The following is a 26,521-nucleotide window of genomic DNA, read 5'->3' as shown; positions in this document are numbered from 1 at the left end:
CGGGCGGGTTCGGCGATGCAAGCAACGCCCATGCTGAAGACAGCCGCGCGGATCGTCCGGATCGCCGCTGTGGCGGGAATTGTGACAGGCTGTGGGGATATGTTGACTTCGGTTAATCGTATACTGGTCGTTTCCGACTGGATCGGAAAAACCAAGGATTAACTACATACGGGGGACTCAGCATGGGCTTGCGACCGAAATCCTTGCCAAACCGCAGGGCGTTGTTCATGGTGTTGGGACTTTTCTTCGGTTTGCTGCTTGGCGGCGGCCAAGCGTTTGCCGGCGATGCCCAGGCCGCGTTGGAACAGGCCCGCGAGGCCAGTAACTTGGTGCGCAGCGCCGAGCGGCATTTTCATTCCGGCCGATTGGAGCAGGCGCGGGACGAACTGGCCCAGGCCGAAGCCCTGCTCGAGGCCGCCGAGGCCGAGGGGGACTTGCCCCAGGTGCGTGGTGCGCGCAGCCGCTTCGACCGGCTCAATCAGAACGTGCAGCGCCGACTGGAACAAGCAGCCCCCGAACAGCCGGGCGCTCCAGCCGCCCCGGCCACGGCAGCGCCTCGAATGTCCGGTGCGCAGGCTCGCGACTACCGCTTGGTCGATCAGGATATGCGGCGCACGCGCGACCGGCTCACCACCCCACGCTGGTGGGATCTCAGCCAGTCCGACCGTGACCAGCGTCTGGCGCAAGCGACGACCGAAGCCGATGAATTCCGTGCCCGGCTCGATGCGCTCAATGCCGCACTGGATCCCGCCTTGTTGCAGGCCGACCCGGTCCATAACAGCGAGGCCGGGCTGACCGAGATTCGCGAGCTGATCGCTCAGCGCCGGGATGAAACCGAGCCGGCCGAGGAGGTTCCACCGGCGGTGGCCGCAGCCCTGGAGCTCAAGCAGACGCTCCTGGACCTGCATCAGGCCCACCGCGGTCGTTTCCAGGGTGTACACGGCAACAGCATGGTCCACGGCACGTCCATCGAAGAACAGTTGCAGGTCGGTCGTGACGCCATGGCCCAGCTCGATGCCCTGGATGGCGAGGTCATTCCGGCCATTCAGCCCACCATGCGGGCCATCGCCGAGCATTACGGCGAGACGGCCATGGCGATCAACAACTCCCTGCACGCCCTGGGCCTGTCGAATGAGCATCATTTCGGCAGCCAGTTCATGGATCTGTACCGGGGCATGGAAAACACTGCGAGGTCGCGCAGCGCCTCGGCCCAGGATCTGGTCCGACGGGCGAGCATGTTCACCGACCACATCGAAAGCTTCTCCGAGGAGATGCGTCTGCGCCGGCTCGGCGAAGCCCGCGAAATGCTGGTCCTGGGCCAGGCCTTCGATCCGACGGACCCCGAACTCAACCAGCTTCTGGCCCAGGTCGATGTCCAGTACGCGGCGATGGAGGAGCGCATCGAGCGCGACATCGATGCACGCCAGTGGGTGACCGATATCGGTGACTTTGCCGGCCCGGGTCAAACCGACGAACTGGCCCGTGCCGCGTTGGAGTTCTTCCGCGGCGCGCCGGCCTGGAACCCGGCCGGCCGCGGGGTCGAGGTTCTGGCCGTCTCCATCCAGGGCCAGTGGGATGTGGCCAACCGCGACTTGTTCGGCCGGCCCATCCAGTGGCGCGTGCCGGTGCACATGGTCATGACCAACCATGACATGAAGGAAGACAACATCGCCCGGGTCTACGAACTGAGCGTGCTGGCCCGCGAAGGCAGCCCGAGCCAGCCGGTCAAGGCGGCGCCGTTCGTCGACTACTGGGTCGGCAACTCCTGGAACATGCGGCTGAGCAACGTTCCGGCCCAGCCCTGAGCGAAGAGGAAACGCGCTTGTCCCGTGCAGGTTCACAGCGAGCCTGCACGGGGCGCTGAAGCCAACAGCAAAGCGGGTGGTGACCGATGAGCCGCGTCGGGCCGGTCCGTGTCGGCGCAGGCGTTGTGCATACTGCGGACCGTCTCGGCGCGGAGCGAACACCATAAGAGACGCCCGGGCGATACCCGGGCGTTTTTGTTCCGGCGGAAACTGGCCGGGCGAAAGGCCCGGCTCAGGCCGGTGTCACGGCTGCAACCGCTCCAGATCGAAACGGTCGGCGTTCATCACCTTGGTCCAGGCCTTGACGAAATCCTGCACGAACTTCTCCTGGTTGTCGTCCTGGGCGTACACCTCGGCGTAGCTGCGCAGGATGGAATTGGAGCCGAACACGAGATCGACGCGGCTGGCGGTCCACTTCACCTGGTCGGTCTTGGGGTCGCGAATCTCGTAGAGATTGTCGCCCGCCGGCTTCCAGGTGTAACCCATGTCGGTCAGGTTGACGAAGAAGTCGTTGGTCAGCTGACCCTCACGGTCGGTGAAGACGCCGTGCCTGGTGCCGCCGTGGTTGACGCCCAGCATGCGCATGCCGCCGATCAGCACGGTCATCTCGGGCGCGGTCAATCCCATTAGCTGGGCGCGGTCGAGCAGCATCTCCTCCGGCTTGACCACGTACTCCTTCTTCTCCCAGTTGCGGAAGCCATCCGCCAGGGGTTCCAGCGGGGCGAAGGAGTCGGCGTCGGTCATTTCCTCGGTGGCGTCGCCGCGGCCCAGAGTGAACGGCACCAGGATATCGTGACCGGCCGCCCTGGCCGCCTGCTCGATACCCACGCTGCCGCCCAGCACGATCAGGTCGGCGACGCTGGCGCCGGTGTCGGCGGAGAGCTGCTCGTAGACCTTCAGTACCTTGGTCAGCCGCTCCGGCTCGTTGCCTTCCCAGTCCTTCTGCGGAGCCAGACGAATGCGGGCACCGTTGGCACCGCCGCGTTTGTCGGAGTCGCGGAAGGTGCGTGCGCTGTCCCAGGCGGTGGCGACCATCTCGCCGACGGTGAGGCCGCTCTCGGCGATCCTCTGCTTGGCGGACTCGACGCAATAGCCGGTGTTGCCGGCCGGTACCGGATCCTGCCAGATCAGGTCTTCCTGGGGCGCGTCCGGACCGATGTAGCGGGTCTTGGGCCCCAGGTCGCGATGGATCAGCTTGAACCAGGCCCGAGCGAAGGCATCCTGGAAGCGCGCCGGATTCCTGCGGAAATCCTCGAGAAACTGCCGATAAACCGGATCCATTTTCATCGCCATGTCCGCATCGGTCATGATCGGGTTGTGACGAATGGAGGGATCCGTGGCATCGACCGGTTTGTCCTCTTCCTTGATGTCGACGGGCTGCCACTGCCAGGCACCGGCGGGGCTCTTCTTCAGCTCCCACTCGTGGTCGAGCAGCATGTCGAAGTAGCCCATGTCGAACTGGGTCGGATATTTGGTCCAGGCACCCTCGATACCCGAGGTCACCGCATTCGCGGCCTTGCCCTGCATGTTGGGGTTGCGCCAGCCGAGGCCCTGCTCCTCGACATCGGCCGCCTCGGGCTCGGGGCCGAGCGCCGCAGCGTCGCCGTTGCCGTGGCACTTGCCGACGGTGTGACCACCTGCCGTCAGCGCCGCGGTTTCCTCGTCATTCATCGCCATGCGGGCGAAAGTCTCGCGTACCTGCTTCGCGGTCTTGAGCGGATCCGGCTGACCGTTCACGCCTTCCGGGTTCACATAAATCAGGCCCATCTGCACCGCGGCCAGGGGGTTCTCCATGGTCTCGGGCTTCTCGAGGTCGCCATAGCGCCTGTCGGAGGGAGCCAGCCACTCCTTCTCCGCACCCCAGTAGGTGTCCTTTTCGGGATGCCAGATATCCTCGCGCCCGAAGGAGAAGCCGAAGGTCTTCAGGCCCATGTTCTCGTAGGCCACGTTGCCGGCCAGGATGATGAGGTCGGCCCAGCTGAGCTTGTTGCCGTATTTCTTCTTGATCGGCCACAGCAGCCGGCGCGCCTTGTCCAGGCTGACGTTGTCCGGCCAGCTGTTGATCGGCGCGAAGCGCTGGTTACCGGTGCTGCCGCCACCCCGGCCGTCGGCGATGCGGTACGTGCCCGCGGCGTGCCAGGACATGCGGATCATCAGGCCGCCGTAGTGGCCCCAGTCGGCCGGCCACCAATCCTGGCTCTCGGTCATCAGTGCGTGCATGTCCTTCATCAGCGCGTCGAAGTCGAGCTTCTTGACCTCCTCGCGATAGTTGAAGTCCTCTCTCATCGGGTTGGTCTTGCGATCATGCTGGTGGAGGATGTCCAGGTTCAGGCCTTCCGGCCACCAGTCCATGTTCGAATGGCCTGCGGCGGTGTTGCCACCGTGCATGACCGGGCACTTGCCGGTGTTCTGCTGATGATCCATGTCGCTCTCCGTTGGGGCTGCGTTGAGGTGGGATGCGGTTCGGGAACGGCTCCGCGTCGCGCCGAGGGTACTTCCGGGGCAAAGAGCAGCGTTGTCGATGCCCGGCCGTATCCGGCTGACGGGCGGCGGCCAGTGCCGCTGACTCTGAAAGTAGGCTGGGAGCTACATCAGCACAAGGCGAGATTTTCCATCATCGCGATAGCCACGCTGTATGGCGGCTGTCGGCCGCCGGGCAGGCGCGGTTGCGGTTCGGGCCCAGGGCCGGTTCGCTGGCCGCGCCCGTATGCAGGGCCAGGCTGGCTTCCAACGCCTTGTACCGGGTGCGTCATCACGGTCGCATGCAGTCCCATACCGTGTGCTGACCCGGCTCGCTTTGAGGTCGGTCACTGTCGCTGGCAGCAATCGAGGTTTCAAGTTGCCCCTTGGCGGTCTCCCGAGCGTTCGGCGTGAGTGGCTGCCCCTTGCAGGTACCCCGTTTGATGAAAGACGTTACACGGGGCGGTGGGCCGTTGCCCGAGGTCGGCAAGACTCTTGGAGCGCTGACTTCGCACGATAATCGGGCCCGAGCGACGAGCCCGCGCCCCCGCATTGTTGCCTCTGAGCACGAACGGTCACTCGGTCTCGCTCCCTTTTCGGACAAAGGCATATGAACACGCGGGGCATGACAGCAAGCCGATCCCGGCGCTTGTTTCGGGATCGAGGAAGGGCGCATCGGACGCCTCGGCCGGCGCGCCGCATCGGTATGCTTGGTGCTGGGTGACGCGCCGGGATCAGTTCCGGCCGGGGCGGTGCTCGAACGCCTGGGCGCCGAACAGCCCCGGCGCGGTCGGATCCGCCCCGCCGATGGACAGCAGCCGGTGCCAGACCGCTTCCACCGTGTGATCCATCACATGGCCTTCGCGCAGCACCGCATCCACGGCTGATTCCTGGCCGAGGCCGGCCTCGATCATCGCTTCGGCGAAGGGCTCCATCGGCCCCACGCCCTCGCGGTATTCGAAGCCGTCCCAGGTGATCTCGCCGCCGCGCTCCCGGGCGATGCGGGCCTCGCGGGTGAGCAGGTCGAGCACCGCCGCCGGGCTGTGCGCCCCGTCGCGCATCGATGCATAGGGCGGGTCGAACGCCCCCGGCGCGACCGCCTCCATTGCGTCCCACTCGGCGCCCAGCGCCGCTTCGGCCAGCGGTGCGGTGGACAGACAGGGCTGGCCGAAACAGCGCTCGGCAGCGGCGTCCCCGTCCAACTCGGCGCGCGACAGCCCGATCAAGTCGGTGGTGCGCCCCTGGATCGGACGGGTGACCATACGCAGGCTTACATGCGGGCCGGTGCCGAAATGCTCGGCCGGGGCCACCGGCGCGTCACCCGTGGCCTCGGCGATCTCGGCGTGGCGGGCGGGGCCCAGATTGAAGCGCGTGACCTCGACATAGCCCACCGGAACCGTGCCCCCGCCCGGACCGCCGGGAAGCTGATCCTCGCCATAGGTCAGCCGGTAGCGGACATGGGGAAGCGCGCCTTCCTCGGCCTCGAGCAGCAGGATCGCGGTGGTCAGCGGCCCCAGCCACTGGCCCGGCAGGAAGACCGAGGCGGGATCGCCCTCCAGCGAATCGAGGAGCCGGTTTTGCGCGGCCTGCGGGTCGAGAATGGTGAATCCCGGATGCGCGGGGAAGGCCTCCGCGGCTTCCGCCAGCGTCCGGGGCGCCGCCGGGGCAGCGTCGCCCTCGGCAGGGGGCGCCATGTCTTCGGCGGGCGTTGCCTGGGCGACCTCGCCCGACTGGATACGCGCAATCACCTCGATGCGCTGGCTGGCCAGCAGCCGGTGTTCGCCGCTCGAATGGTAGCGCAGCTCATATATGCCCGGTTCCTCGGGCGCGGTGCGGGTGATCGTGCCCTCGTCACCATCGACGGAATTCCGGATCCGCTGATAACGGCTGACGATGTCGTCCTCGTCCCGCTCGGCATCCACGATCACCACATGGCCGGAGACGCCGCCACCGATCTCGATCTCGAAGGACTCCTCGACCGTGACTTGTTCGGGCGCGGATAGCGTGACCTCGACATCGACCACCTCAACGAGTGCGCGCGCCATCAGGCGGTGGTCGCCGCCCATGTGGAAGCGCAGCTCATAGGTGCCGGGGTTGCTGGGCGCGGTGCGGGTGACGGTATCCTGCGCATCGACGGAGTTCCGGATGCGCTGATAGCGGCTGACGATGTCGTCGTCCTCCCGTTCGGGCGCGACGAGCACTAGGTGCCCCCCGCCCGGCGCGCTGACCGAGACCTCGAAACGCTCGTTGATGCTGACCTGTTCGGGCGCGGTCATCTCGGCGCCGGCATCGACGACCTCGATGGGAAAGCGCTTCACGAGCGCACGATCCTCGCGAATGTAATAGCGAAGCTCGTAGCTGCCCGGTGCCGCAGGGGCGGTGAAGTTCTTCTCGCCATCGCCGCCCACGGTATTGGTCATCCGCCCGTAGCGGCTGACCTCCTCGTCGCTGCCGACTGCGGCGAGCAGCATGTAATCGCTGTCGTCATGGCTGCCGGTGACGACCACGTCGAAAGCTGCGCCGACCGAGACCTCGTCGGGGGCCTTGATCTCCACGGTTATTTCGCGCTCGGCGGCCTCCAGGATCACGTCGAGATCCCGATCCGCCTCGCGCGTGGCGGTGACCAGTGCGCCGCCATACAGGTCGCCTTTTTCACCCTCGATGCGGTATTCGCCCGGTTCGAGGTGAAGCGGGAAGTTGCCGCCGCCCTCGTTGACGAAGCTCTCGGCGCTTTCACTGGCGATGTCGAGGACCGTCCATTCGACGCCCTGTAGTGTCTCGCCGGTTTCGCCATGTTCACCGCGCACCATGACAGTGGCGAGTAGCTTGGCCATCGCCACCTCGATCGGTCCCTCGGTCTGGGAAGTGACCTCGAACTCGGTGACGCCGGCGAAGGAGTCGTCGAACGCCTCGACAACATAGTCGCCTGGGTCGAGCTCGACATGGATGACGCCGCGGTTCGTGCCCGCATAGATCGTCTCGCCGCCGGTGGTGGTCAGGTCCCAGGTGATGGAACCGACCGGCTCCATGTCGCGTGCATCGAGCGCGTGAAGTTCCAGGTCGACGGGCCGGCTGGGCGCACTGATTCCGGCCAGCGCCTCGGTCAATTCCGCCCCGGAGTGGGTGATGAAGAGCTGCCCGCCGGTCTGCTCGGGCACGCAGGAGAGCGAAAGCACCGCCTCTTCCTCGAGCGCGAAGCCCACCACATGCGCACGGATGTCGATGCCCTCGGCCGCCATCTCGGCGGCCAGCGCGCAGGGATCGCCGCCGCAGTTTTCCAGCCCGTCGGTGATCAGGATGATGTCGGCCGATTCGGCGGTGCGCGGGATCAGATCGCGCGCCATCGCCATGGAATCGGTCAGCGGCGTCATGCCTTGGGGATTGAGCCCGCGGATGGTCGACGCCAGTTCATCGCCCGAGTGGGTTCCCAGCGGCAGCACCAGCTCGATGTCGCCGCAGTCGCCGCGGCGGTTATGGCCATAGGCAACGACCCCGATGGGTTGCTCGGGATCGCGGGTCGTGGCGTATTCGTCGATCACCTCGCGCGCAATCTCGATGCGCGACTTGCCGTCCTCGAGCTGCGCCCACATCGAGCCCGACGCGTCGAAGACAATCATCGTTGCCCGGTCGTCGGCAAATGCCGTAGCGCTCGCAAGCAGGGCCGCTATCGCCCCCGCACAGGCCCAAGCTGCAGTGCCACGCATTCGGAATTCCCCCAATTCTCGCCGACTAGTTCCAGGCGGCATGCCGCCACCTCTCGCAGCGCAGGGAGCCTAGCAAAGATGTCGCGCAAGGCAACCCGGCCAAGTGGGTTTGCCGCGCCTTCCTCGCCTCGCTGGGCAGAACGTTTTCCTTCCTCCCCTGCCGCTCCGAGCACGGTCCCGGCGCCCACGGGCTGGCGACGATCACCACCAGAACCGGTGCGCAACTGCGTTCGAGGGGGATTTGATGAACGCTTCGTCCGCCCGGCGGCGGAGCGATATCAACAACTCCCACGACCTGTCCGGCCAGTGCCCCCGAACGCAGGCAGCACGGCGTCGGTCAGGGGCAGTTCAGTTCGAACTCGACCTCAATGCCTTCCGGGTACGGGTACAGGCGGCCGGCGGCGTTATTGGCGGCAACCAGTAACGTCTGACCCGTATAACCCGTTTGACCGCTTTCGACCTCACCCATCAGACGGTGGTTGCTGTTGAGGGAAAGCTCAGATTGGGTCCGTCTTCCTGGTCGAGGCGCAGGTTGACCATCATGGCCTGACTGGGATCGAGGTCGGTCTCGCTGCGTTCTTCCTGCCCGAGCAGCTCCACCCTCAACTGGAAACCATCGCCCCGCCCGCGCACGGTCCAGGCGCCATGGCTGAGTTCGCAGGTCACCTGGGACACGGCATGTTCCTGGTCGTTCCAGCGGGCGTGGCCCATGATCCGGTCGCTTCCGCCAGAGGCCAGGGCCGGCTGCTGCTGCTCCCGGTCGCTGCCAGCTTGCTGCTGTGCACCGTCACCACCGCATGCTGAAAGCAGCAAGACCAGGCTCGTCAGGGTGATGCTCTGTGCAGGAAATCGTGTGAGCATGACCTGCCTAATAAGTGTTTGATGGGCCAGCTTTTTCGTGCAAGAAGACGGTCCCCGCCAACGACCCGAGTCGCCAGCGCCAGAGTATAGGGAGGACCAACGCCCTTTTCAGGCAAGGGGTTGCCGACCTGTCACCTACCGTGTGGGCGTTACACATGGGTAGGCGGACTTGGGCGGTACCTCGGCGAGCAGTGCATGGCGATCGGTGACGATCGATGTCCCGTGGCGCAAACCGGGCAATCCGCGCCTCGTCCGAGGTATGCGTTCAGCCCCCCCTGCCGAACTGTCATGGCGGGGGCGGCCATCCCCGATGATGAAAGAGAAGTAGGGAGGAAGAGGCCGAAGGCCGTCATCCGCCATCTGGCGCCAGGGTGGCCGCAGGGCCCCGGGGCGGCGGGTACGCCGTGTGGCGGATGACGCTGCCCTGTTCTGCCCTACGGGTTACCCGGGACGCGCGCCACGTTCTTTCACGTCAATCCTCGTGGTCCGCCTCTCCCCCAGAGGCGGAGGGGGACTGAACGGATACCGTCCGAGACGCGCAGCTCGCGGAGTTGCACCACCCGACCCGCGATGATCTGGACGCCGTTTCCGCAGACACGCCAGTATTGATCGTTCACCAGTCCGGGCACATCGGGGCGCTCAACTCGGCGGCACTTGAAGTTGCCGGCATCGATGCGGACAGCGAAAACCCGCCCGGTGGGGTGATCCGCCGCCAAGAGGGCTCGAGCGAGCCGAATGGTGTCGTCGAGGAGACCGGCTTTTTTGTCGCGCTGCAGGCGTTGCTCAGCTCGCTCGACGCCGATGCGGGCCGCTCGATCTTCCGCGCGGGTACCGAACTGGTGGCGTCCTACGGCTACACGACGGCACAGGAAGGGCGTTCCACACCGGCGTCCACACGGGTGATGCAGCTCGAGGCCCAGGAAAACGGGCTTGATATCGACGTCGTCGCCTACCCTGATGTACTCATCGACCGCGACTTTATCCTAGAAGCCGTATCCAGCGAGTACGCACACCGTTTCCGCGTTGGCGGGGGAAACTGACCATCGATGGCTCCCCACAGGGCTTTACCGCGCTGCGTGACCGGCCGTACTTCAAGCCGTCCCCGAACCTCCGGCCAGGCTACAAGGGATATGCAGCGGTTACCGACGATCAGGTGTTCGATGCGGTGGACTGGGCGTTCGCCCATGGGGTGCAACTGCTGACTCACTCGAACGGCGAGGGCGCCTCGGATCTGCTGATTGCTGCCATCGGCGTGGCGACTGACGCTCATGGCCGTGCCGACCGCCGACCGGTGCTGGTCCACGGTCAGTTTCTTCGCAAGGAGCAGGTCGCGGCATTGCATCGCCTCGATGTATTTCCGTCGCTGTTTCCGATGCACACCTTCTACTGGGGCGACTGGCACCGCGAGCGCACCGTCGGTCCCGTCGCGGCGGACAACATCTCCCCGACGGGCTGGGTGCAGGCGAAGGGAATGAAATTCTCCAGCCATCACGATGCGTCGGTGGCCTTTCCCAACTCGATGCGCATTCTCTCCGCCACCGTCACGCGACGCTCGCGCACGGGTGACATCCTCGGCCCCGCGCACCGGGTGGACGTGATCACCGCGCTCAAGGCGATGACGATCTGGCCCGCCTTTCAGCACTTCGAGGAAGATCGGAAGGGTTCCCTCGCACCCGGCAAGCTCGCGGACCTTGTGATTCTTTCCGACGATCCGACGGCAATCGACCCTGAAACCCTGGACCGACTCACCATCGTCGAGACGATCAAGGAAGGTAGAACGATCTACAGCGCGCGGGAGTCCGGAAACACGGACAGCCTCGCGTTCCGTCCCCCGCGCGACGGGTCCGATCCATTCGCCGCCTTCCTTCGCCAGGCCGCGGTTGCGTGCGACACCGAGGGTGCCGGTAACGGCCCGATGATCCGCGCCATGCGCCGGATGGCGGCCGAGGCCCCGCATGATGGGATGTGCGTCGCGGACGTGCTGGTCTCGGCGGTGGCGCGGATGTCCGAAGTGCGATGACGGCTGTCGTGAAGCGACCCGAAGCAGCCCGTCAGCGGGAACGGATGTGTGGCTGTAGTCGGACGTGAACCTGCCACTGGTGGGTATTCGGTATCGACATCCAAACCTGCCTGGCCTGCGGCGGTGCAGTGCGGATCATGGCCCGCATCAAATTGGCCGGCCTCTACTTTCAACTCGGGGAGGACCGGCCCGCGAGGCCCTTAAGCTGCGCGTGCCGGTGGACGGCTGGTTAAGCAACCAGTGCAGCGCGGGCATGCGGAAAACGTCACCCGGTTGGCGGCCGATCAGACGCCGGTATGCCTCTTTAGAAAATGCCGCCGCCGGTTCCTATTTCCAGAGTGCCTCGGCATCCAGATGCCGCGCGAGTTCCATGGCGTCGTGCAGAACCCGGCCGACGACAACCTGGTCGTCCTCCACCCGGTAAATCAAGAAATGCCGTGGGCGGCGCACAATGCCGGTTGCCGTTCGGGCGCGATCCCGGCTCAGATGCAGGTGCCAGGATCGCACGCCGTCTCCAAGCTCCGGCCGTTCGACGCTGCCGCTCCGATCAGGTTGGCTGGAGATGTCACGCAGCGCCGTGACCAGCAGGGTTTCGTAACGTTTGCGAGCCGCTTCTCCGAACTGACGTTGTGTCCAGGCGAGGATGTCGATGAGATCCGCCTGCGCGGTGGTGGAAAGTCGATAGCGCCCCATCAACCTGCCAACTTAACCCGGTTGGCAGCCTGCTGCCCCAGTTGGCCGATGACATCCTCGATATGGTCCTCGACGATATCGACATAGCGCCCAGCGGTGATATCGGCCCAGCCCTTTTCGGCGGCTTGCTGCAGCGCCTGAAGCTTGGCCGCTTCGAGCCGTTCGCGCTGCTCGATCAGGCGCAGCCCCTCGCGCAGCACCTCGCTGGCGTTCTGGTACCGACCCGATCGCACCAGGGTTTCGACAAGCTCTTGCTGATGGTCGCTCAGCACCACGTTTCGGGTCGGCATGGCGGATTGACTCCCAGGATGAAAACATCCCGAGCATAGCAGCATTGGCATATTATGCCAATACACGCGCTCAGCGCAGACTCGCTCCCCAGCCCCGACCGGGCTCGTCCAGACCCATCCCGAGAGAGCGTGCAACGGTATGTGACCCCCAAGGGGCAGGGTCCGTCTTCTCCGCAGTCGGTGGCTGTCCACGACCCTTTCCGGACAGCCGCCGGCAACAGATGAGTACCCTCTTTAGAGTGTAAAGCCGACGCTGCCCATCCGTCGTCGTGATCGACAGCAAGCCCTGCCGGTCTGTGGCGGAAACGGGAGTACTGTCTATCTTATTAGTATCACTATGCCGTCACGGACACCGACCCGGACATGGACGTCCAACTGCAGGGATGCGTCGCCGCTCCCTACCGCCGCCGTCGCCCCGCCGATACACCGCTGTATCGGGTGGTGCAAAACCACCTGGAGACCTTATCTCTCGCGGGGTCGGGATGAGTGGTGGGAGGCGCGGGTCCCCCCGCATGCGGAGCGTGAACTGAGGCGCTTTGCTCGTCCCATCCCTGGGACTCGCCCCCTTCCCGGGGGGCTTGCGCGAAAATCCGCTCCCGGCGGATTTTTCTCGAGTGTGGCATCCTGGCCCATGGCTTTGCCCGCGCCCGCTGTGACGCCTGTGGCCATGACGTTCTGATCGCCTTCTCCTGCAAAGGCCGGGCTGTCTGCCCGTCCTGCAACACGCGGCGCATGGCCGAGACTGCGGCACATCTGGCCGATCACGTTCTGCCTCGCGTGCCGGTGCGCCAGGGCAGGTGCTGTCCGTACCCAAGCGGCTACGCTATCACCTCCAGCACGACCCGGCAGCTCTCAACAGTGCCCTGCGCATTTTTCTGGATGCGATCGCGCACCACCTGCGCGGCAGCCTGGGTGCCAGTACCCAGGCACCCACCGGGGCCGTGGCCTTCCATCCACCGGTTCGGTTCCGCGCTGCACGAGCACACGCACTTCCATGTCGTCGTGATCGACGGCGTGTTCGAGCCCGCCCCGGAGCAGGGTGTCCGGTTCATCGCGGCGGAGGCCATCGACGCTGATGCCGTGCGGGTCGTGCAAACCCAGATCCGCCGACGGATCCTGCGGGCATTCGTGCGCCGTGGGCGGATCGACGCGCAGACCCGTAAAGAGATGGAAGCGTGGGACCACGGCGGCGGGTTCTCGCTGGATGCGAGCGTGCGCATCGAGGCCGACGACCGCAAGGGCCTGGAACGGCTGCTGCGCTACTGCGCTCGTCCTCCCTTCGCAGCCGACCGGCTGGAGGAGCTCGACCCGCAGCGGCTGATCTACCGTCTGCCCAAACCGGGTCCGGACGGGCGCACCCAGATCATCCTCTCGCCGCTGGAGCTGATCAGTCGCATCGCCGCGCTGGTTCCGCCGCCCCGGCAGCATCGCCATCGCAACTCAGGCGTACTCGCCCCGAACTCACCGCTGCGCCCCGCCGTCACCGCTCTGGCGCCCGAGGCCGTGGCGCCGGTGCCGGCATCCCACCGGGCGGTGAAAGCCGCAGCGGAGGATCCGCCCGAGACCATCCGGCGGTCCCCCGCCCGCTACCTCTGGGTGATGCTGCTGGCGCGCATCTACGAGGCGTTCCCGCTGACCTGCCCGCGGTGCGGGGCCGAGATGCGGATCATCGCCTTCATCACCGAAGCGGTGGACGTTCGGGCCATCCTGGAGCACATCGGCGAACCCGCCACCCCGCCCCGTACCGCCCAGGCGCGGGGTCCGCCGGAGTGGTACGAGGACGCTACGGAGCATGCCATCGTTGCCGAGGCAGGTTCTTCCGGCGATCCCTACGCCCAGCCCGCGCCGGAGTACGAACACGACCAGCGGGTGTCCTGGTAAAGCAGCCCGTGCGGGGCTGCTGGCCCCGCCGCTGCCCGCTTTCCGGAAACACGCCTGAAGCGCGCCGCAAAATCGGTTTCCAGTCCACCTGTAGCCGATTCCGGCCGCATAGTGCTGCCGACGCTGCTCAGAAGGGGCTTCCGTCGTGACTTGACAGGCCCCCGGACCGAAGGGATATTGCGGTGAAGGCGGTTGGATTTCCTATCCTTTCCTTTCGTACCCGTGCCATCCCCATGCCGTCGTGCTCTACCAGCGACGCACCACGAGCGCCCCCGTACCAACCAACGGCGCGTGAACCCCCCTGTGAGGTGGAAATCATGGGCGTGAAATAAGGTGATGGTGGGTGTCCTCTTCTACTGTCTCTCCCATTATTCATATCGAGAACTCAATGCGTTATAGCTATAAATGTCGGTTCGCGTCTCTAGGCTGTAAATTTCACCGACACGTCTAGCCTCGAGTGGGCTAAGCTTCAAGGAAGGCCGTGAGCCTGCCATTCCGCGGTACACGCAATCCGCCGGATCCAACCGCTGCCGACGCGACGTCCCTTGCGAGGCTGGTCGACACCACCATCCCTTGCGAGGCTGACCATGTTCCACACACGCCCTCTTCTCCTTCTGCTCGTGCTCGCCCTGGCACTCCCCGGTCTGCTCGCATGTGGTGAACCGGAGGCTCAGGCAGAGGGCGATGACCCCGAGCAGATGGCCCGCCAGGCACCGCCCGAACACGACCCCGAAGCGACCTACAAGGGCCGCACTGCGGCTGAGCACGCCGAACGCCTGGCCGATCTCAGCCACATGCGACAGCTCTCCGCCCTGGAAGACATCGCCGCTATGGGCGTGCACGGCCTGCCCGCACGCGAAGCCATCCACGCACTCATCAACGGGATCGAAGCCCGAAACCTGGACCCCCGGGTCGCGGAGCATGTCGAACTGGCGGCGCTGGGCACCCTGTACCACATCGAGGCCCCGGAGGCGCCCGCGATGGCACGCCAGCGGATCCTGGACCCCGGCTACAGCGAACGCACCGACACCTATCGGCGACTGATGGGCGCCGCCCTGAACAGCGGCATGGATCCAGAGAGCCTGGGCGCCGACATCATCGGGCTGGCGACTTCCGAGCCGGAGCATGCGGCGCGCCTGCTGCGCACCGAGGCACTGCCGGATACCGTCCAGGCCGATCTGGCACAGGCCCTATTCCCGCTGGACCACGACGCAGAGACCACCCGCTTTTTCCTCGAAAAGCTCGCCGACTTCGACTTCATCGAACCCGCCCAGACGCTGGACTACATCCGCTCCCATCGGGATCTGGCCCGCGAGAACAGCCGGGCCACACACAGCCTGCTGGTCACCATCGGGACCGAAGAGGCTCTGGATCTCGCGCTCGACGTCAGCGGCTCCACCGCGGTGGGCGAACCCCGGCTGGTCGGCCTGTTCGCCCAATCGGAGATGGGGGCGGAACGCGCGATGGAGCGAATGCTGGAGGCGGCCATGGCGTCCGAAACGCCTGAGGCCATCAAGGCTGCGACCGACGCCCTGGGGGGCCTCACCCGAGAGTTGATCCGGCCGTTCCGGGGGCGCACGGCAGAACCGGGAACCCCGGAGATGAACCTTGAGATCGTGCATGATCTGCATGTCGGGGCGCTGACCCGATTGATTCGGGAAGGCTCCACCGAGGCGCATCAGTCCCAGGGGATCGAGAGCCTCGGCGGGTATCTGCGCAACAACCGGGAGGTTCCGCCCAATCCGGCGCTGGAACCGGTCTTCGCGATCGCCACCAGTCCGGAGCACGGACGTGAGGCGAGGCTGAACGCCCAGCAGACCTTGCAGGCGACGGTGACCTCTTTCGGCGGGGCGCTCGAACGGGATCCGGAGTACGTCTATACGGAAACCGTCCGGATGCTATGGACCGGCACCGATGCCGAGACCACCGAGGTGGCGCAGCGGATCCTGGGTAGTGCGCGGCGCTCGTCGGAACACGCGGCCCTGGTCCTCGAACAGCTCAGCCTGACGATGGAGGCACACTTGGACGACTGGGCGGTCAACCCGGCCACGGCCGTGGCACTGAGCCTGGCGAGCATGGACGCCTTCGATCGCCACCCCGCCCGTGAACAGGGCACCGTTGTCGTGGGCCAGCTCATCGCCAGCGAGCAGGCCGACTTGGCGTTTCTCGAGCCGCCGATGAGGCGGCACATGAATACCCTGGCGAATGCAGGCAACAACTCCGCGACCGGCACCATCGGGCTGATTGGGCCCACCATCTTTGCCGAGCACGCGGCGCTGCATCGGGAATTCGAACCCGCCGCCTTCGCACGAATCATGCTGCAACAACCCGCCTGGCTAACCGACGAACCCGGGGCGGCCGAGCAGTGGCAGGACTTCCTGCAGCAAGTGGTCGCAGCCGACCGCGAGCACTTCAGCACCACGGCCCAGGAAGCGCTGGACGCCCTGTAGGCATCCGGCCCTTCCGCTACGCTACCCATCCAGGGTTCACAAAGGACATTGCCCCATGCCGATCCAGATCACTTATTCCCGCACCAGTCGACTGTTTGCGGCGGCGGCCGGCCTGTTCGTAACGACCGCGCTCATGAGCGCGCCGGTCGCGGCGCAGGACATCAGCGGCATGGACTCCCAGGACATCCGCAGCATGACACCGCTGGGTTCGCTCCACGCCACAGTCGGAACCGAAACCCTGGAGTGGACCACCCTCCATGGTGAAGTCGACGGCGAGACCCTGGCCTCGGCCAGTTGGCAACCCATCACGATGCCCGAAAGTCCCATGGCCCGAATGATGGCGAACATGGATGAAGAACAACGTCGCCAGATGGAAGAGACCATGGGCGCCGCCGGCGTGGGTGTCGACCGGCAGTACGTCCGCATACGCATCACCGGCTTCGATCCCGAATCCGGAAAGGTGCAACGCGCGGGGATGCTCTCGATCGAACTCGGGATGCTGGCCACCCGCGACATCGACGCCGTCCACGCACAGCCACACCAAGCGGACGTCTCCTACTACCGGAAAACCGACGACGGCGTCACCCTACTGGTCGCCGATACCCGCTCCGCCGGAGCCACAACGACCGTTGACTTCGACCACCTGGAATTGAACGACGGCAAAGGTTCCGCCGAAGGACGCTTCAGCGCAGACCTGTGCCCCATGCGGCAGGTCGTCCGCAACACCATCGAGCCCGAAAGCTGCATCACCCTCGAAGGGGAATTCACCACGCGACTGACGGAGCAGGAAGCCGTCAGCATGACGGGGCAATGATTGTCCCCTGACAATCTGCCGCCCCAGCAACCAGCCCGAGCGCCTCCAGAGGCCCGGGCCACCAGAAACCACCACGCATACAGCGGGGGTCCCACATGTTCAAGACCATGTCCTGTGTCCTGGGAGCGGTATTCGCTTTCGGCCTTATTATCGAGTCCGCCGCAGCCCGCGGCTATGTCCCCATCGGCGGAAACCAGGGAGCGAATTATACGCCGCAGAACCCCAATGACCCCGATTCCCGATCCGCCGACGAAGGCGGAGCCTCCAGCCGGCCCGATTCGGGCCGCTCCACTCACCAGCCGGGCCTGACCACCCCCTCCTCGGATGTGGTCGCCCCCTTACATGGCTCAGGACAAATCCCGGTTCAGGAACCGGGCCGAATCAACCCCGGGACCCGGAATGTGACGCCGGCGCAGGGCGTTGAAGGTCCAAGGGCGATGCCGAAACCGGGCGACCCCAGCTCCGGAAGAACGTCCCCCGGCGGGCGATAAGAGAAGCCCGATAAGATCATGGGTGTCCTCTTCTTTGTGCCAACGGGCCGCCGTGCCGGGTTAGGCGTTGCAATGCGCGCCAGACTTCTACCCGCTGAGATTCCGTCATCTCATGCAACGACAGGGCCACGACTGCGCCGTCGACCGGCCGGCTGAGCGAAAGCCGGCTCAGGTCGGCCTGCAGGCACTGGGCATGAGACGCGCGGCGACCGGCCAATTCGAGCATGGCCGGGGAGCGATCGACGGCGATCACGGACATCCCGGCATCGCTCAGATAGCGGCTCAAGGTTCCCGCACCGCAACCGGCATCCAGGGCCGTCACCACACCCCGTTTACGAAGATGCTCGACCACGCGCTTCCTGGCCTGACGCAGCAGCGCGTCCTGGAGCCAGCCCATCGTCTGGAGCGATCGCGCGATCTCCCGGTAGCGGTCGTCAGACATGACGGTCGATTGCGTTCCTTGCCATGCGGTTCCGCGATGGCTCGATCGGGCCTGCGTGGGTCGAGCCCCGGCGCAGCCACCACTCCACCACGAGCAGGTTCGGCAGCCAGCCCAGCCAGGCGGCCACCTGGTAGGCGGTCTCGAAGCCCAGGAAGGGCTCGAGCAGGACGAGCCACACCCGCAGGGTGACCGCGGCGAAGGTCAGCGCGAAGGAGCGCAGCATCCAGGCGCGGTGGACGGCGACGCGTCCCATCCCGATCGCGGTGACCCCTATCGCCGTGGCTGCAAGCCACAGGCCGCCGAGAATCATGAAACCGAGTTGAACCCCGATTCCCCCGTAGGCCAACCCGGACAGGAACAGACCGCCGATGCCCCCGGCCAGCACGCCCGCGGCGTACAGCGTTCCCGTCGCTCGGTGTATCCACGGCCTGCGCGCCCGGATCGAGGACAGGAACTGCCAGGGGCCAACCGCCAGCGCCACGGCGGCGCCGACCACATGCAGCAGGAACCAGAAAGCGTGCTCGCGGTAGAGCGGTAGCTGTTCGATAAAGCCATCGGGCATTCCCGGCCGCAGGTAGTGGAGGGAGAACAGCGCCAGCAGGCTGGCCAGGGTGGCGATCACGACGAACCTGGTTCGTTGCAGTCGGGGGGAGGATGTCGCCGTGTTCATTTCGTGTCGGGGTGCCCCGCCTCGGATGTGAACATCGTTAACATAAACGGTAGAGCATGATGTTGACGGTGTCAACACCGGGGGCTAGACTGATTTCCATGGCCAAGTCGCCGCCTTCCAAACGGACCACACCCAAGCGCCCCTCCGGTTCCGCTTACCACCACGGAGGGCTGCGGGAGGCCCTGGTGCAGGCGGCTGCGGAGATGGTGGAGGCCCAGGGTCCGCAAGGCCTATCGCTGCGCGAGGCGGCTCGGCGCTGTGGGGTGTCGCAGGCCGCACCGTATCGGCACTTCGCCTCGCGGGAGGCCTTGCGCGGGGCGGTCGCGGCCGCTGGGTTTCGGCGCTTCACGGACACCCTGTCGGAGCACGCCCAGGGCGCGACCGACCCGGAGCGGCGGCTGAAGCGGATGGGCCGAGGCTACGTCGCCTTCGCGCGGGCACATCCCGAGACCCTGCGCCTGATGTTCGGCCCCGAGTGCGCGGACACCGAGGATCCCGATCTGGAACAGGCGGCGAATGCGGCGTACGCGCTGCTGGAGGACTCGGTGGCGGCGCTGTTCCGGGAACGCGACCTTGCGCCATCGGACCAGCCTGTGGTCACCATCGGTGTGTGGGCCCTGGTTCACGGGCTGGCGCGTCTGTTGATCGATCTTCCGGGCGAGCCTCCGGGCCTGGCGGCTCTGGGTGCCGGCGGGGGTGTCGAGCAGGTGATCGACCGCGGTGTCGATGGTTTGTTGCATAGCCGGGAATCCCGACGCTGAGCCCGTCCGGGCGCTGTCGTCGCCGGGACGGGGGCCAATGCGCCCGCAACGATCAGCTGCACTTGGGCGCTGCGCGGACGATTACCCGTTTGCTGGTCGCATGCCGGCGCGGAGCGTCAACCGCCGCGCTGCACGGGCGGCAGATTGTCGCAACGTGTCGGTGCGGAGGTAGTGCCTATATCGCGGTGCAGAATCTCACCTTCGAACAGGTAGGTCACGGTGGCGAGGTTGATGTGGGGGTGAGGACGTACCGTGATGCCCTGTCCTGGCGGGAAGTCGGTCGGCCCCATGTGGGCGAAGAAGATCCAGGGCCCCACCATCGAGCGTTTCACGCTGGGCGGCAGCCTGCGCACCGAGAACCCGCCGAGATCCTTTTCCCGTGGTTGCAGCAGCATCTCCACTGCCTCCTCGCCATCTGTCGGTCCGCGGTCGTGCTCGGCCTGGGGATCGGTTCTGCCCATCGTCATGTCCGCCTCCATGGTGGTCGAGGGGCTTGCCGCCCCGTTCGCGTTGGGCATTCCTGGCTGCCTGTGGTCATAGGCCAGCCACCCACGGTCTTGGCTGGCAGACCGCGGTGCTGCCCTCGACCATGGCCGAGCCCGGGAGGGAATGCTAGTCAGACTCCCGAACCGTCAAACCCGCAGAAACAGCGGCCATCGCACAGGATGCCGCGTCACCCCACGCTGACGTCAGCTCATCGGTGATCAACACCGACGGATCCGCGCCACAATCCTGGCGATACCGTTGTATATCCGACCAGGTACCGAGATAGCCGATGAGTTGCGCCAACGTCCAGTCCGCCTTCATGACGAACTCAGGAGCAGCGAGCTCGTTGAGCGTAAACGGCAACGTCCAGCATTGCTCCTCTACATACCGACGCTCCGGCGGCCAGTACGCGCCGACGATGGGTTCGTACAAACGTCAAACCGCGGCATCCACTGCGGGACTGACCTGCATCAGTCCGTACCCCCAGGCCGCGAGCACGCCACCCGGGCGGAGCACGCGGGCTGCCTCGGCATAGAAGGCGGGAAAATCGAACCAATGCAGCGCCTGCCCCACCGTAATCAGATCGAATACCCCGGAATACGCAGGCCTGATGGGATTGGAGTCACGCGGCCAGAAATTGCGTTCGTTGGCCGCTCTTCTCTTCGCCCAGGGCGGCGAACGTTGGGTCCGCCGTTTAGGGACGCTGGCATCTCGGGCGATCCCGAGGGGCTGGTTCGCTTGCCCCCCCGCAAGCGAACCCCTGGGACCACGGTTAGGTCGTAGGAAGCCGGCAGTAGTTTCGACCAGACCGAGTGTTCCTTGGCGGGGGGTTACGACCAATGTCGTGAACTTTGGACCCCCGCAAACGGCAACGGGTTGATGTGCTTGGTTTTCCGTGGATACGAGCGGTCGGGCCGGATCGGTTCTGCATCGCGTGCGATCCAGACGAGCAGGTCGAGGCAACCTTGCGTATCCGCTGGATCCCAGAGCTGGAAGAAGCGCGTGCGCAGCTTGGCCAGCGCGGCACGGAAGTTGCCCTGATGGGGATGCTTGCGGTCCTCGGTAAATGCCGCGACCGTGGGCTGGGTCAGGGCCCCCGCGATGCTGGCCAGGGTGAGCGTGAGGAAGCGCTCGCCCATGAAGCTCGGAGCCAATTCGCCGCCGAGGGGAACGCCGTTACTGGCGTCAAAGTGGCTCACGTACAGCGCCATCGGGCGCTCGGTCGCGGTCTGGTTGCCCTGGGTGCCGAAGGTCTCGGCCAATTCCGGATCCAGGGGCAGGGGATCTTGGAGCCATCCACCGCCACCAGCCGGTACCCCATCCAGCGGGTGCCGGGAACCTGCTCCGTGAAACGGCTTACCACCTGTTGTTGCGGCTCGATCAGGGCCTCGTAGGGAAACTTCCGATAGGCTTTCGACACGGCCTGCTTGGTGACGCCCAGCGGCACGTCCTTGAGACCCAGCCCTTGGCACAGGGCATCGGCGCTGTTGCGCAGCGAAGCAATCGGGCCCGAGAGCAGCGACAGGGCCACGCGTTCAAAGGTCAGGGTGCGTTTGCGAGTGAAATCGGCGGGTTGGTAGCGGTGTTCGGCGATGAACTGGAGATCGTTCAGGGTGGATCGAACAGTATTAAGAACCATTCTCATGGAAGAAACCCGGTCCAGCCCGCGCTGTCAAGGCTTCTTTCAGGAATTCGCGCATCATTTTTCTCCATTCATGCTGGGTTCATTGGTAGAGAAATTATAACAAAAACAAATGTCTATCGCCTAAGTTCACGACATTGCCCGTTACCCGACACCCTGAGCGGCCTCCCAGGCGCTCGGTGTGAGAGGCTGAAGCCGATGCGCTGTCGGAGACTCCGACGGCAGGGTCGTTTATATTGCAAATATCGTTATCTTCAACCGCAACCGCCATCATGACGGCGTCAGGAGTTGCATAGCGCATGAAAACCGAAACTCTGCACCGCCGAGAGATCTGGAGCAAGTGGCTGCGTCTGTCCCATTGGACGCTGGCGCTGTCGACACTCGCACTGATGGCCACCGGTTGGTTGGTGCGCCACACGCCGAGCGTGGCTCAGACGGCTGCCGACTGGCACTATGTCGCCGGCAGTATTTTCACACTCGGGCTCGCACTGCGTATCTGGGTATTGTTCAGCGACAAGCTCATGGGCCGATGGCAGTTTCTGCTTGCGGATCTAGAGCCGAAAAAGATGCTGCAAATGCTGAAGTTCTACCTCTCTTTCGGCAAAGCCACCCTGCCACGCTGGTACGCCCACAACCCTCTCTGGGTGCCCGTTTACCTCATCTTGCTTGCGCTGATGATCCTGGTTGCCTTCACCGGTCATCTGCAAGGCTCTTATCCGGTCGTCTCTGGCATTTATCTGCCGGCAGTGCATGCCGGCATTGGCACGGTCATTGCGTTGTTCGTGCTGGCGCACATCATCGCCGTGTTCCTGCACGATCTCAAAGGCGGTGGCGACGACGTATCAGCGATGATCAGTGGTAAACGCCTGTTCGAAGTCAAACCGATCTCGACCCAAGAAATCAGCGGTGTGCACGAGGGTTCCCTCGATAGCCGGAAGTCCGGTCTGAAAAAAACCGCCGCACCCAGCAGGCAGAAAGACGATCGGGACGACTAATTGGCATCTTCGACGTGGTCGTAGCTACTGCCGTGCCACGTAAGCGGCTCCCGGCTGCAGAGTGATCTCGCGAGCATCGGAATCAGGCCACCATCGACCCTGATCTGCACCGACCGGGCCAGCGACCATGACCTCCATGAGACCGGTCCTGAGGAAGTGTACGGCGCTGGGCCGCGGAGGGCATGGGGAGGGTCGTCTTGTGCCCGCCGTGCTTGTCGCCCTGATGGCCGTTCTGCCACTCTCGGGCCTGGCGTCGGAGGAACCGGCGACGACCTCTTTGCTGATCGATGATTTCCAGCGTGACGATGGCCGCTCCCATCTCGTCACACGGTGGGGAGACATCACCGACCGCGTGATGGGCGGGCGCTCCGACATGGAGTAGGACTATCACGAAAGCGAGGCGAGGGCCGCGAGGAGATAGTCGAGGACGAGATGCTATGGCGGCAGCCCACGCGTCGTTCCGGTCTGTGGCTGGTGCAAGGACGCGACCGCCGCAACTGCCGTCCAACCCGTTCGCACGCCCGAATCCAGACCAGACCCCGGCATCGGTTTCGTCGAGCCGCGAACGCACAACGTCTGGCTGTCCCACCCACCGACACTCCGCTTCCCTGCCCCTCTGCCGCGGAACTCAGGCCGTTACGGACGGTTCCTACGCCGGTAATGGTTGTCCCCCGCGAACGCGCAGAACCCCGGAGGCCTGGATGTACCAGCTGGCGCTGACCCTTCCCCTTCTGATGCTCGCCGCAGTCGCGCTCCCGGCAGCTGCCGAGAACTCCGAGCGAGATACGCAGCCCCTGCTCGACATCGAGCTCTTCTTCAAGGATCCGCAGTACAGCGCGGCGCGCATCTCACCCGACGGAGAGACCGTCGCGTTTCGCAGCCACCATGCGGGCGCGATGAACCTCTGGGTCAAGGCCGTCGACGCGCCCTTCGATCAGGCGCGACCGGTGACCGCCCACGCCCGCTCGGTGGGCCGCCACTTCTGGAGCCGCGACGGGCGTTTTCTGCTCTACGCCCAGGATCGCGACGGCGACGAGAACTTCGAGATCAGGGCCGTGGACCCCCTCGCCGAACCCTCCGCCGATGCGGAGGTGCCGCCCTCGCGCGGGCTGGCCGGTGCGGAAGGCGCCCGGGCCATCGTGTATCACCTGCCCCGCGACGAACCCGACGTGATGTACGTGGGACTCAACGATCGTGATCCTTCGCTGCACGACGTGCATCGTGTCCATATCGCTGCGGCGGAGCGGGAGCTGATGGTACGCAACGATGCCGGTATCCAGCGCTGGCACTTCGATCAGGGCCGCCTGCGCAAGGCGTCGCGCACCACGGCGGACGGCAGCACCGAGATCCTGCGTGTGAGTGGCGAAGGGGAACTCGGCGAAGTGGTCTACCAGTGCAGCTTCCAGGAATCCTGCAGCCTCACGCGCTTCCATCCCGACGGACAGCGAATCTATCTTCGCACCAATGCCGGGCAGCGTGACCTCGTCGTGCTGGTGCTGTTCGACCCGGACAGCCGCGAGGAGCAGCAGGTGCACCAGGATCCCGAGCAGGAGGTGGACCTGGGTCGTGCGATCTTCTCGCAGCAGGACGATCGCCTGCTCGCGACGGTCTACGCGGGGGATCGCCAGCGCATCTACGCCCACGACGAGGACTTTGCGACCCACCTTGACCGACTGCAGGAGTTGCTGCCCGAAGGCAACCTCGACATCACCTCCACGAACCGCGACGAGACGCGCTGGACCGTGGCGCTGACGCGCGACACCGACCCCGGCACGGTTTATCTCTACGACACTGCGGACATGGCGCTGAGCGAGATCTACCGCGTGCGCCCGGACTTGCCGAGCGAGCACCTGGCGCAGATGGAGCCGATACGCTACACCGCGCGCGACGGCACCGAGATTCCGGCGTACCTGACCCTGCCGCCTGGCCAGAAGCCCCGCAACCTGCCGGTCGTCGTGCACCCCCACGGCGGGCCATGGCTGCGCGACACCTGGGGATACCGCGGGACGGTGCAGTTTCTCGCCAACCGCGGCTATGCGGTGCTGCAACCCAATTTCCGCGGCTCATCGGGCTACGGCAAGGAATTCCTGAACGCCGGCAACCGCGGCTGGGGCACCGGAGTCATGCAACACGACATCACCGATGGCGTGAAGCACCTGATTGACGAAGGCATTGCCGATCCCGACCGGATCGCCATCTACGGGGCCTCATACGGCGGCTTCGCAACCCTCGCGGGTCTCGCGTTCACGCCCGACCTCTACGCGGCCGGTGTCTCGGTGGTCGGGCCCTCGAACATCATCACGCTGGTCGAGTCCTTTCCCGCCTACTGGCGCCCGGGCATCGCGCGCTGGCAACGGCGGGTCGGCGACCCCGAGGATCCGGAAGACCGGGAGCGGCTGAAGGCGCAGTCACCCCTGTTCTCGGCCCAGCACATCCGTGCACCGCTGATGGTCGTTCACGGCGCCAACGATCCGCGTGTGGTCCAGGCCGAGTCCGACCAGATCGTGCGCGTTCTCAGGGATGCCGGTCACGACGTGGCGTATTACCTTGCCCCCGACGAGGGCCACGGACTGGTCGACGAGACCAACCGCCTGGCGGTGATGGCAGCGCTGGAGGACTTCCTCGCCGAGCACCTGGGTGGCCGGCTCCAGGACGCACACCCACAGAGGGTCGAGGAGCGGCGCGAGGCGCTGCGGGTAGACCGTTCCACGCTGGACTGAGACCACCGGCGACACCAAGTCTCGGGTTCGGGTTCGGGTTCGGGTTCGGGTTCGGGTTCGGGAAGCGGGGGCGGGGGCGGGGGCGGGGGCGGGGCCTGACCCGGGCTCCGGGCGGTTTCGGCCAGGCAAGCCTCCAGGCCTGCCTCCTCGGTGCCTGCCCGGCTTCAAGCCGGGGCAACCGGTCGCCCAACGACGCCCCGGCCCTGTTGGCAGGGATACGATCACATGGGGCGTGATATTTTACGGCTTGTCTCAAGCTTTGGTTGTGTCTCCTGCCGCCTGTGCCGCGCGTCGGTAGTGTGTCGGGTTTACGCAGGGTGTCGCAGTCGCCGGGGCAGGGTGCGAAACATTTTGACGCGCCGACCCGGAGAATGATCTCCACCCCCGAAGGAGATCCCCATGCGCCGCCGCCGACTTTCCTGCTCATCCGCACCGCCAGGCGACCTGCTCCCCATCGTCCGCCTCTGGCTTCTCCGAATGCTGGTGCCGCTCGGCGGCCACCGCGAGTTCGTTGCCGCGCACGGTCTGATGAACGACGCACTGGCCGAGGCGATCGGCCTGGGTGAATGGGTCGACCCGATGGGTCCGGAGTACGACCCGCGCGCGGTGCGCCTGGCGCTGCGGTCGCTGCACGCCGCGGCCGAACGCAGCCGGAAGCGTGTGACGGTGCCCGAACGCCTGCGCGCGAACACCGCCCGCCTGGCGGCGCTGGTGGGGCGGTCGGAGACCGACCGCCGGGTACTCGAGTTCGCGGTGCGGATCCACAACGAGCGGCTGCTCGACGATACCGCCGACTACCTCGGCCCGCTCTCCTCGGCCAAGGTGTTCCATGCGCTGGCGGGGCTGCTCGAGCTGCCGGAGCGCGAGGTGCGCGCTGCCCTCGGCGCCCAGGGGCGGCTGACGCTGGAGCGCAACGGCAGCGACCTGCTGCGGGGCAAGCTCGACCTGCTGTCACAGAAATTCGCCGACCACCTGCTGTCCTCGGAAGGCGACCCGGTCGGCCTGCTGCGCGACACCATCGCCCCGAGCCGGGCCCCGACGCTGGCGGCCCATGACTACGCGCACGTCGAGTCGTTCCTCGCCGTGGTGCGGCCCTACCTGCGCGACGCGCTGCTGCGCTACTGCGAGCGCGACACCCTGGCGATGGTCCGCCTGGCGCATTTCTTCGAGGGAGCCCGCTGAATGCCCAGCGCCACCACCCGTCGGACCCTCACGCGGCAATGGGAGCTACTGAAGCTGCTGCAGCGCCGGGGAGCCGGCAGCACCGCCGCGGATTTGACCGCGGCGCTCAACGCAGCCCGTGGCAGGGGCGGGCAGCAAAGAATGCGCGCAGCAC

Annotated in this window: 22 protein-coding genes and 3 pseudogenes; 11 read left to right on the top strand and 14 right to left on the bottom strand. The window is 65.8% G+C overall.

Translation table 11 applies throughout. The features are described from left to right. Positions 1 to 227: 227 nt before the first annotated feature. A complete protein-coding gene (locus TVNIR_RS17480; protein ID WP_015260408.1) occupies positions 228 to 1,805 on the top strand; it encodes a hypothetical protein in 1,578 nt (525 codons plus the stop codon). Between the two features lie 243 nt (positions 1,806 to 2,048). Here the strand turns inward: TVNIR_RS17480 and katG are convergent, their stop codons facing one another. The 5 genes and pseudogenes from katG to TVNIR_RS21350 all read right to left on the bottom strand — a co-directional run. Then, complete coding sequence (gene katG / locus TVNIR_RS17475) at positions 2,049 to 4,229, bottom strand: catalase/peroxidase HPI (protein WP_015260405.1); 2,181 nt, start codon at positions 4,227 to 4,229, stop codon at positions 2,049 to 2,051. A 770-nt stretch (positions 4,230 to 4,999) separates the two neighbouring features. Further along, positions 5,000 to 7,882: a VWA domain-containing protein gene (locus tag TVNIR_RS17470; protein WP_015260404.1), complete on the bottom strand. Its 2,883-nt coding sequence runs from the start codon at positions 7,880 to 7,882 to the stop codon at positions 5,000 to 5,002. A gap of 424 nt (positions 7,883 to 8,306) precedes the next feature. Further along, the gene (locus TVNIR_RS21075; protein WP_015260403.1) at positions 8,307 to 8,438 is read right to left on the bottom strand and encodes a hypothetical protein; all 132 of its coding nucleotides are present in this window, start codon (positions 8,436 to 8,438) and stop codon (positions 8,307 to 8,309) included. Further along, entirely contained in the window at positions 8,438 to 8,782 is a 345-nt protein-coding gene (locus TVNIR_RS17465) for a hypothetical protein (RefSeq protein WP_169794307.1), read from the bottom strand. The genes TVNIR_RS21075 and TVNIR_RS17465 overlap by 1 nt, the downstream gene beginning before the upstream one ends. A 330-nt stretch (positions 8,783 to 9,112) precedes the next feature. After that, positions 9,113 to 9,245 (bottom strand): annotated as a pseudogene (locus tag TVNIR_RS21350) (DNA helicase UvrD); the annotation flags it as partial. 136 nt (positions 9,246 to 9,381) lie between these two features. On the opposite strand from TVNIR_RS21350, the gene TVNIR_RS20980 reads away from it, so the two are divergent. Continuing rightward, positions 9,382 to 9,870, top strand: a complete 489-nt coding sequence (locus TVNIR_RS20980; RefSeq protein WP_052316655.1) for an amidohydrolase family protein — start codon at positions 9,382 to 9,384, stop codon at positions 9,868 to 9,870. After that, a complete protein-coding gene (locus tag TVNIR_RS20975) occupies positions 9,825 to 10,850 on the top strand; it encodes an amidohydrolase (RefSeq protein ID WP_211263213.1) in 1,026 nt (341 codons plus the stop codon). The genes TVNIR_RS20980 and TVNIR_RS20975 overlap by 46 nt, the downstream gene beginning before the upstream one ends. A gap of 327 nt (positions 10,851 to 11,177) precedes the next feature. Here TVNIR_RS20975 and TVNIR_RS17450 read toward each other — a convergent pair whose 3' ends face one another. Both TVNIR_RS17450 and TVNIR_RS17445 read right to left on the bottom strand, forming a co-directional pair. Further along, positions 11,178 to 11,543, bottom strand: coding sequence for a type II toxin-antitoxin system RelE/ParE family toxin (locus tag TVNIR_RS17450; RefSeq protein ID WP_015260401.1), 366 nt, complete (start codon positions 11,541 to 11,543; stop codon positions 11,178 to 11,180). Next, complete coding sequence (locus tag TVNIR_RS17445; protein ID WP_015260400.1) at positions 11,543 to 11,833, bottom strand: type II toxin-antitoxin system ParD family antitoxin; 291 nt, start codon at positions 11,831 to 11,833, stop codon at positions 11,543 to 11,545. Before TVNIR_RS17445 ends, TVNIR_RS17450 begins: the two co-directional genes overlap by 1 nt. 606 nt (positions 11,834 to 12,439) lie before the next feature. Between TVNIR_RS17445 and TVNIR_RS20905 the strand changes: the two are divergent. From TVNIR_RS20905 to TVNIR_RS17430, 3 genes and pseudogenes are all read left to right on the top strand, one after another. Further along, positions 12,440 to 13,714: pseudogene (locus TVNIR_RS20905) on the top strand (transposase); the annotation flags it as partial. 587 nt (positions 13,715 to 14,301) lie between these two features. Continuing rightward, positions 14,302 to 16,164, top strand: coding sequence for a hypothetical protein (locus tag TVNIR_RS17435; protein ID WP_083499501.1), 1,863 nt, complete (start codon positions 14,302 to 14,304; stop codon positions 16,162 to 16,164). A gap of 55 nt (positions 16,165 to 16,219) precedes the next feature. After that, a complete protein-coding gene (locus TVNIR_RS17430) occupies positions 16,220 to 16,978 on the top strand; it encodes a hypothetical protein (protein WP_015260397.1) in 759 nt (252 codons plus the stop codon). A gap of 507 nt (positions 16,979 to 17,485) precedes the next feature. Here the strand turns inward: TVNIR_RS17430 and TVNIR_RS17425 are convergent. Together TVNIR_RS17425 and TVNIR_RS17420 are read right to left on the bottom strand one after the other, a co-directional pair. Beyond that, positions 17,486 to 17,911, bottom strand: coding sequence for a class I SAM-dependent methyltransferase (locus tag TVNIR_RS17425; protein ID WP_015260396.1), 426 nt, complete (start codon positions 17,909 to 17,911; stop codon positions 17,486 to 17,488). Next, positions 17,904 to 18,533: a DUF2306 domain-containing protein gene (locus TVNIR_RS17420; protein WP_015260395.1), complete on the bottom strand. Its 630-nt coding sequence runs from the start codon at positions 18,531 to 18,533 to the stop codon at positions 17,904 to 17,906. Before TVNIR_RS17420 ends, TVNIR_RS17425 begins: the two co-directional genes overlap by 8 nt. Positions 18,534 to 18,766: 233 nt before the next feature. Between TVNIR_RS17420 and TVNIR_RS17415 the strand changes: the two genes are divergently transcribed. Beyond that, on the top strand, positions 18,767 to 19,342 hold the full coding sequence (locus tag TVNIR_RS17415; protein ID WP_015260394.1) for a TetR/AcrR family transcriptional regulator: 576 nt from the start codon (positions 18,767 to 18,769) through the stop codon (positions 19,340 to 19,342). A 179-nt stretch (positions 19,343 to 19,521) separates the two neighbouring features. Here TVNIR_RS17415 and TVNIR_RS17410 read toward each other — a convergent pair. The 5 genes and pseudogenes from TVNIR_RS17410 to TVNIR_RS17395 all read right to left on the bottom strand — a co-directional run. Continuing rightward, positions 19,522 to 19,803, bottom strand: a pseudogene (locus tag TVNIR_RS17410) (pirin family protein); the annotation flags it as partial. A gap of 151 nt (positions 19,804 to 19,954) precedes the next feature. After that, positions 19,955 to 20,260 carry a hypothetical protein gene (locus TVNIR_RS17405; protein ID WP_052316653.1) on the bottom strand — a complete coding sequence of 102 codons (306 nt, stop codon included), beginning with the start codon at positions 20,258 to 20,260 and terminating at the stop codon, positions 19,955 to 19,957. A gap of 3 nt (positions 20,261 to 20,263) precedes the next feature. Beyond that, a complete protein-coding gene (locus TVNIR_RS19400; RefSeq protein WP_211263129.1) occupies positions 20,264 to 20,668 on the bottom strand; it encodes a methyltransferase domain-containing protein in 405 nt (134 codons plus the stop codon). Further along, entirely contained in the window at positions 20,659 to 21,039 is a 381-nt protein-coding gene (locus TVNIR_RS20270) for a hypothetical protein (protein WP_211263128.1), read from the bottom strand. The genes TVNIR_RS19400 and TVNIR_RS20270 overlap by 10 nt, the downstream gene beginning before the upstream one ends. Next, a complete protein-coding gene (locus TVNIR_RS17395) occupies positions 21,024 to 21,473 on the bottom strand; it encodes a hypothetical protein (protein ID WP_157092307.1) in 450 nt (149 codons plus the stop codon). Before TVNIR_RS17395 ends, TVNIR_RS20270 begins: the two co-directional genes overlap by 16 nt. Positions 21,474 to 21,769: 296 nt before the next feature. Between TVNIR_RS17395 and TVNIR_RS17390 the strand changes: the two genes are divergently transcribed. From TVNIR_RS17390 to TVNIR_RS17375, 4 genes are all read left to right on the top strand, one after another. Further along, the gene (locus tag TVNIR_RS17390; protein WP_015260389.1) at positions 21,770 to 22,465 is read left to right on the top strand and encodes a cytochrome b/b6 domain-containing protein; all 696 of its coding nucleotides are present in this window, start codon (positions 21,770 to 21,772) and stop codon (positions 22,463 to 22,465) included. A gap of 199 nt (positions 22,466 to 22,664) precedes the next feature. After that, positions 22,665 to 22,847 carry a hypothetical protein gene (locus tag TVNIR_RS17385; RefSeq protein ID WP_015260388.1) on the top strand — a complete coding sequence of 61 codons (183 nt, stop codon included), beginning with the start codon at positions 22,665 to 22,667 and terminating at the stop codon, positions 22,845 to 22,847. Positions 22,848 to 23,166: 319 nt separating this feature from the next. After that, positions 23,167 to 25,185, top strand: coding sequence for a S9 family peptidase (locus tag TVNIR_RS17380; RefSeq protein ID WP_015260387.1), 2,019 nt, complete (start codon positions 23,167 to 23,169; stop codon positions 25,183 to 25,185). Positions 25,186 to 25,584: 399 nt separating this feature from the next. Next, positions 25,585 to 26,367 carry a hypothetical protein gene (locus tag TVNIR_RS17375; protein ID WP_043739907.1) on the top strand — a complete coding sequence of 261 codons (783 nt, stop codon included), beginning with the start codon at positions 25,585 to 25,587 and terminating at the stop codon, positions 26,365 to 26,367. The last annotated feature ends 154 nt before the right edge of the window (positions 26,368 to 26,521 follow it).

Origin of the sequence: Thioalkalivibrio nitratireducens DSM 14787 (assembly GCF_000321415.2) — a bacterium.
GTDB classification, from domain to species: domain Bacteria; phylum Pseudomonadota; class Gammaproteobacteria; order Ectothiorhodospirales; family Ectothiorhodospiraceae; genus Thioalkalivibrio; species Thioalkalivibrio nitratireducens.
This window is presented reverse-complemented; position numbering and strand designations above follow the sequence as displayed.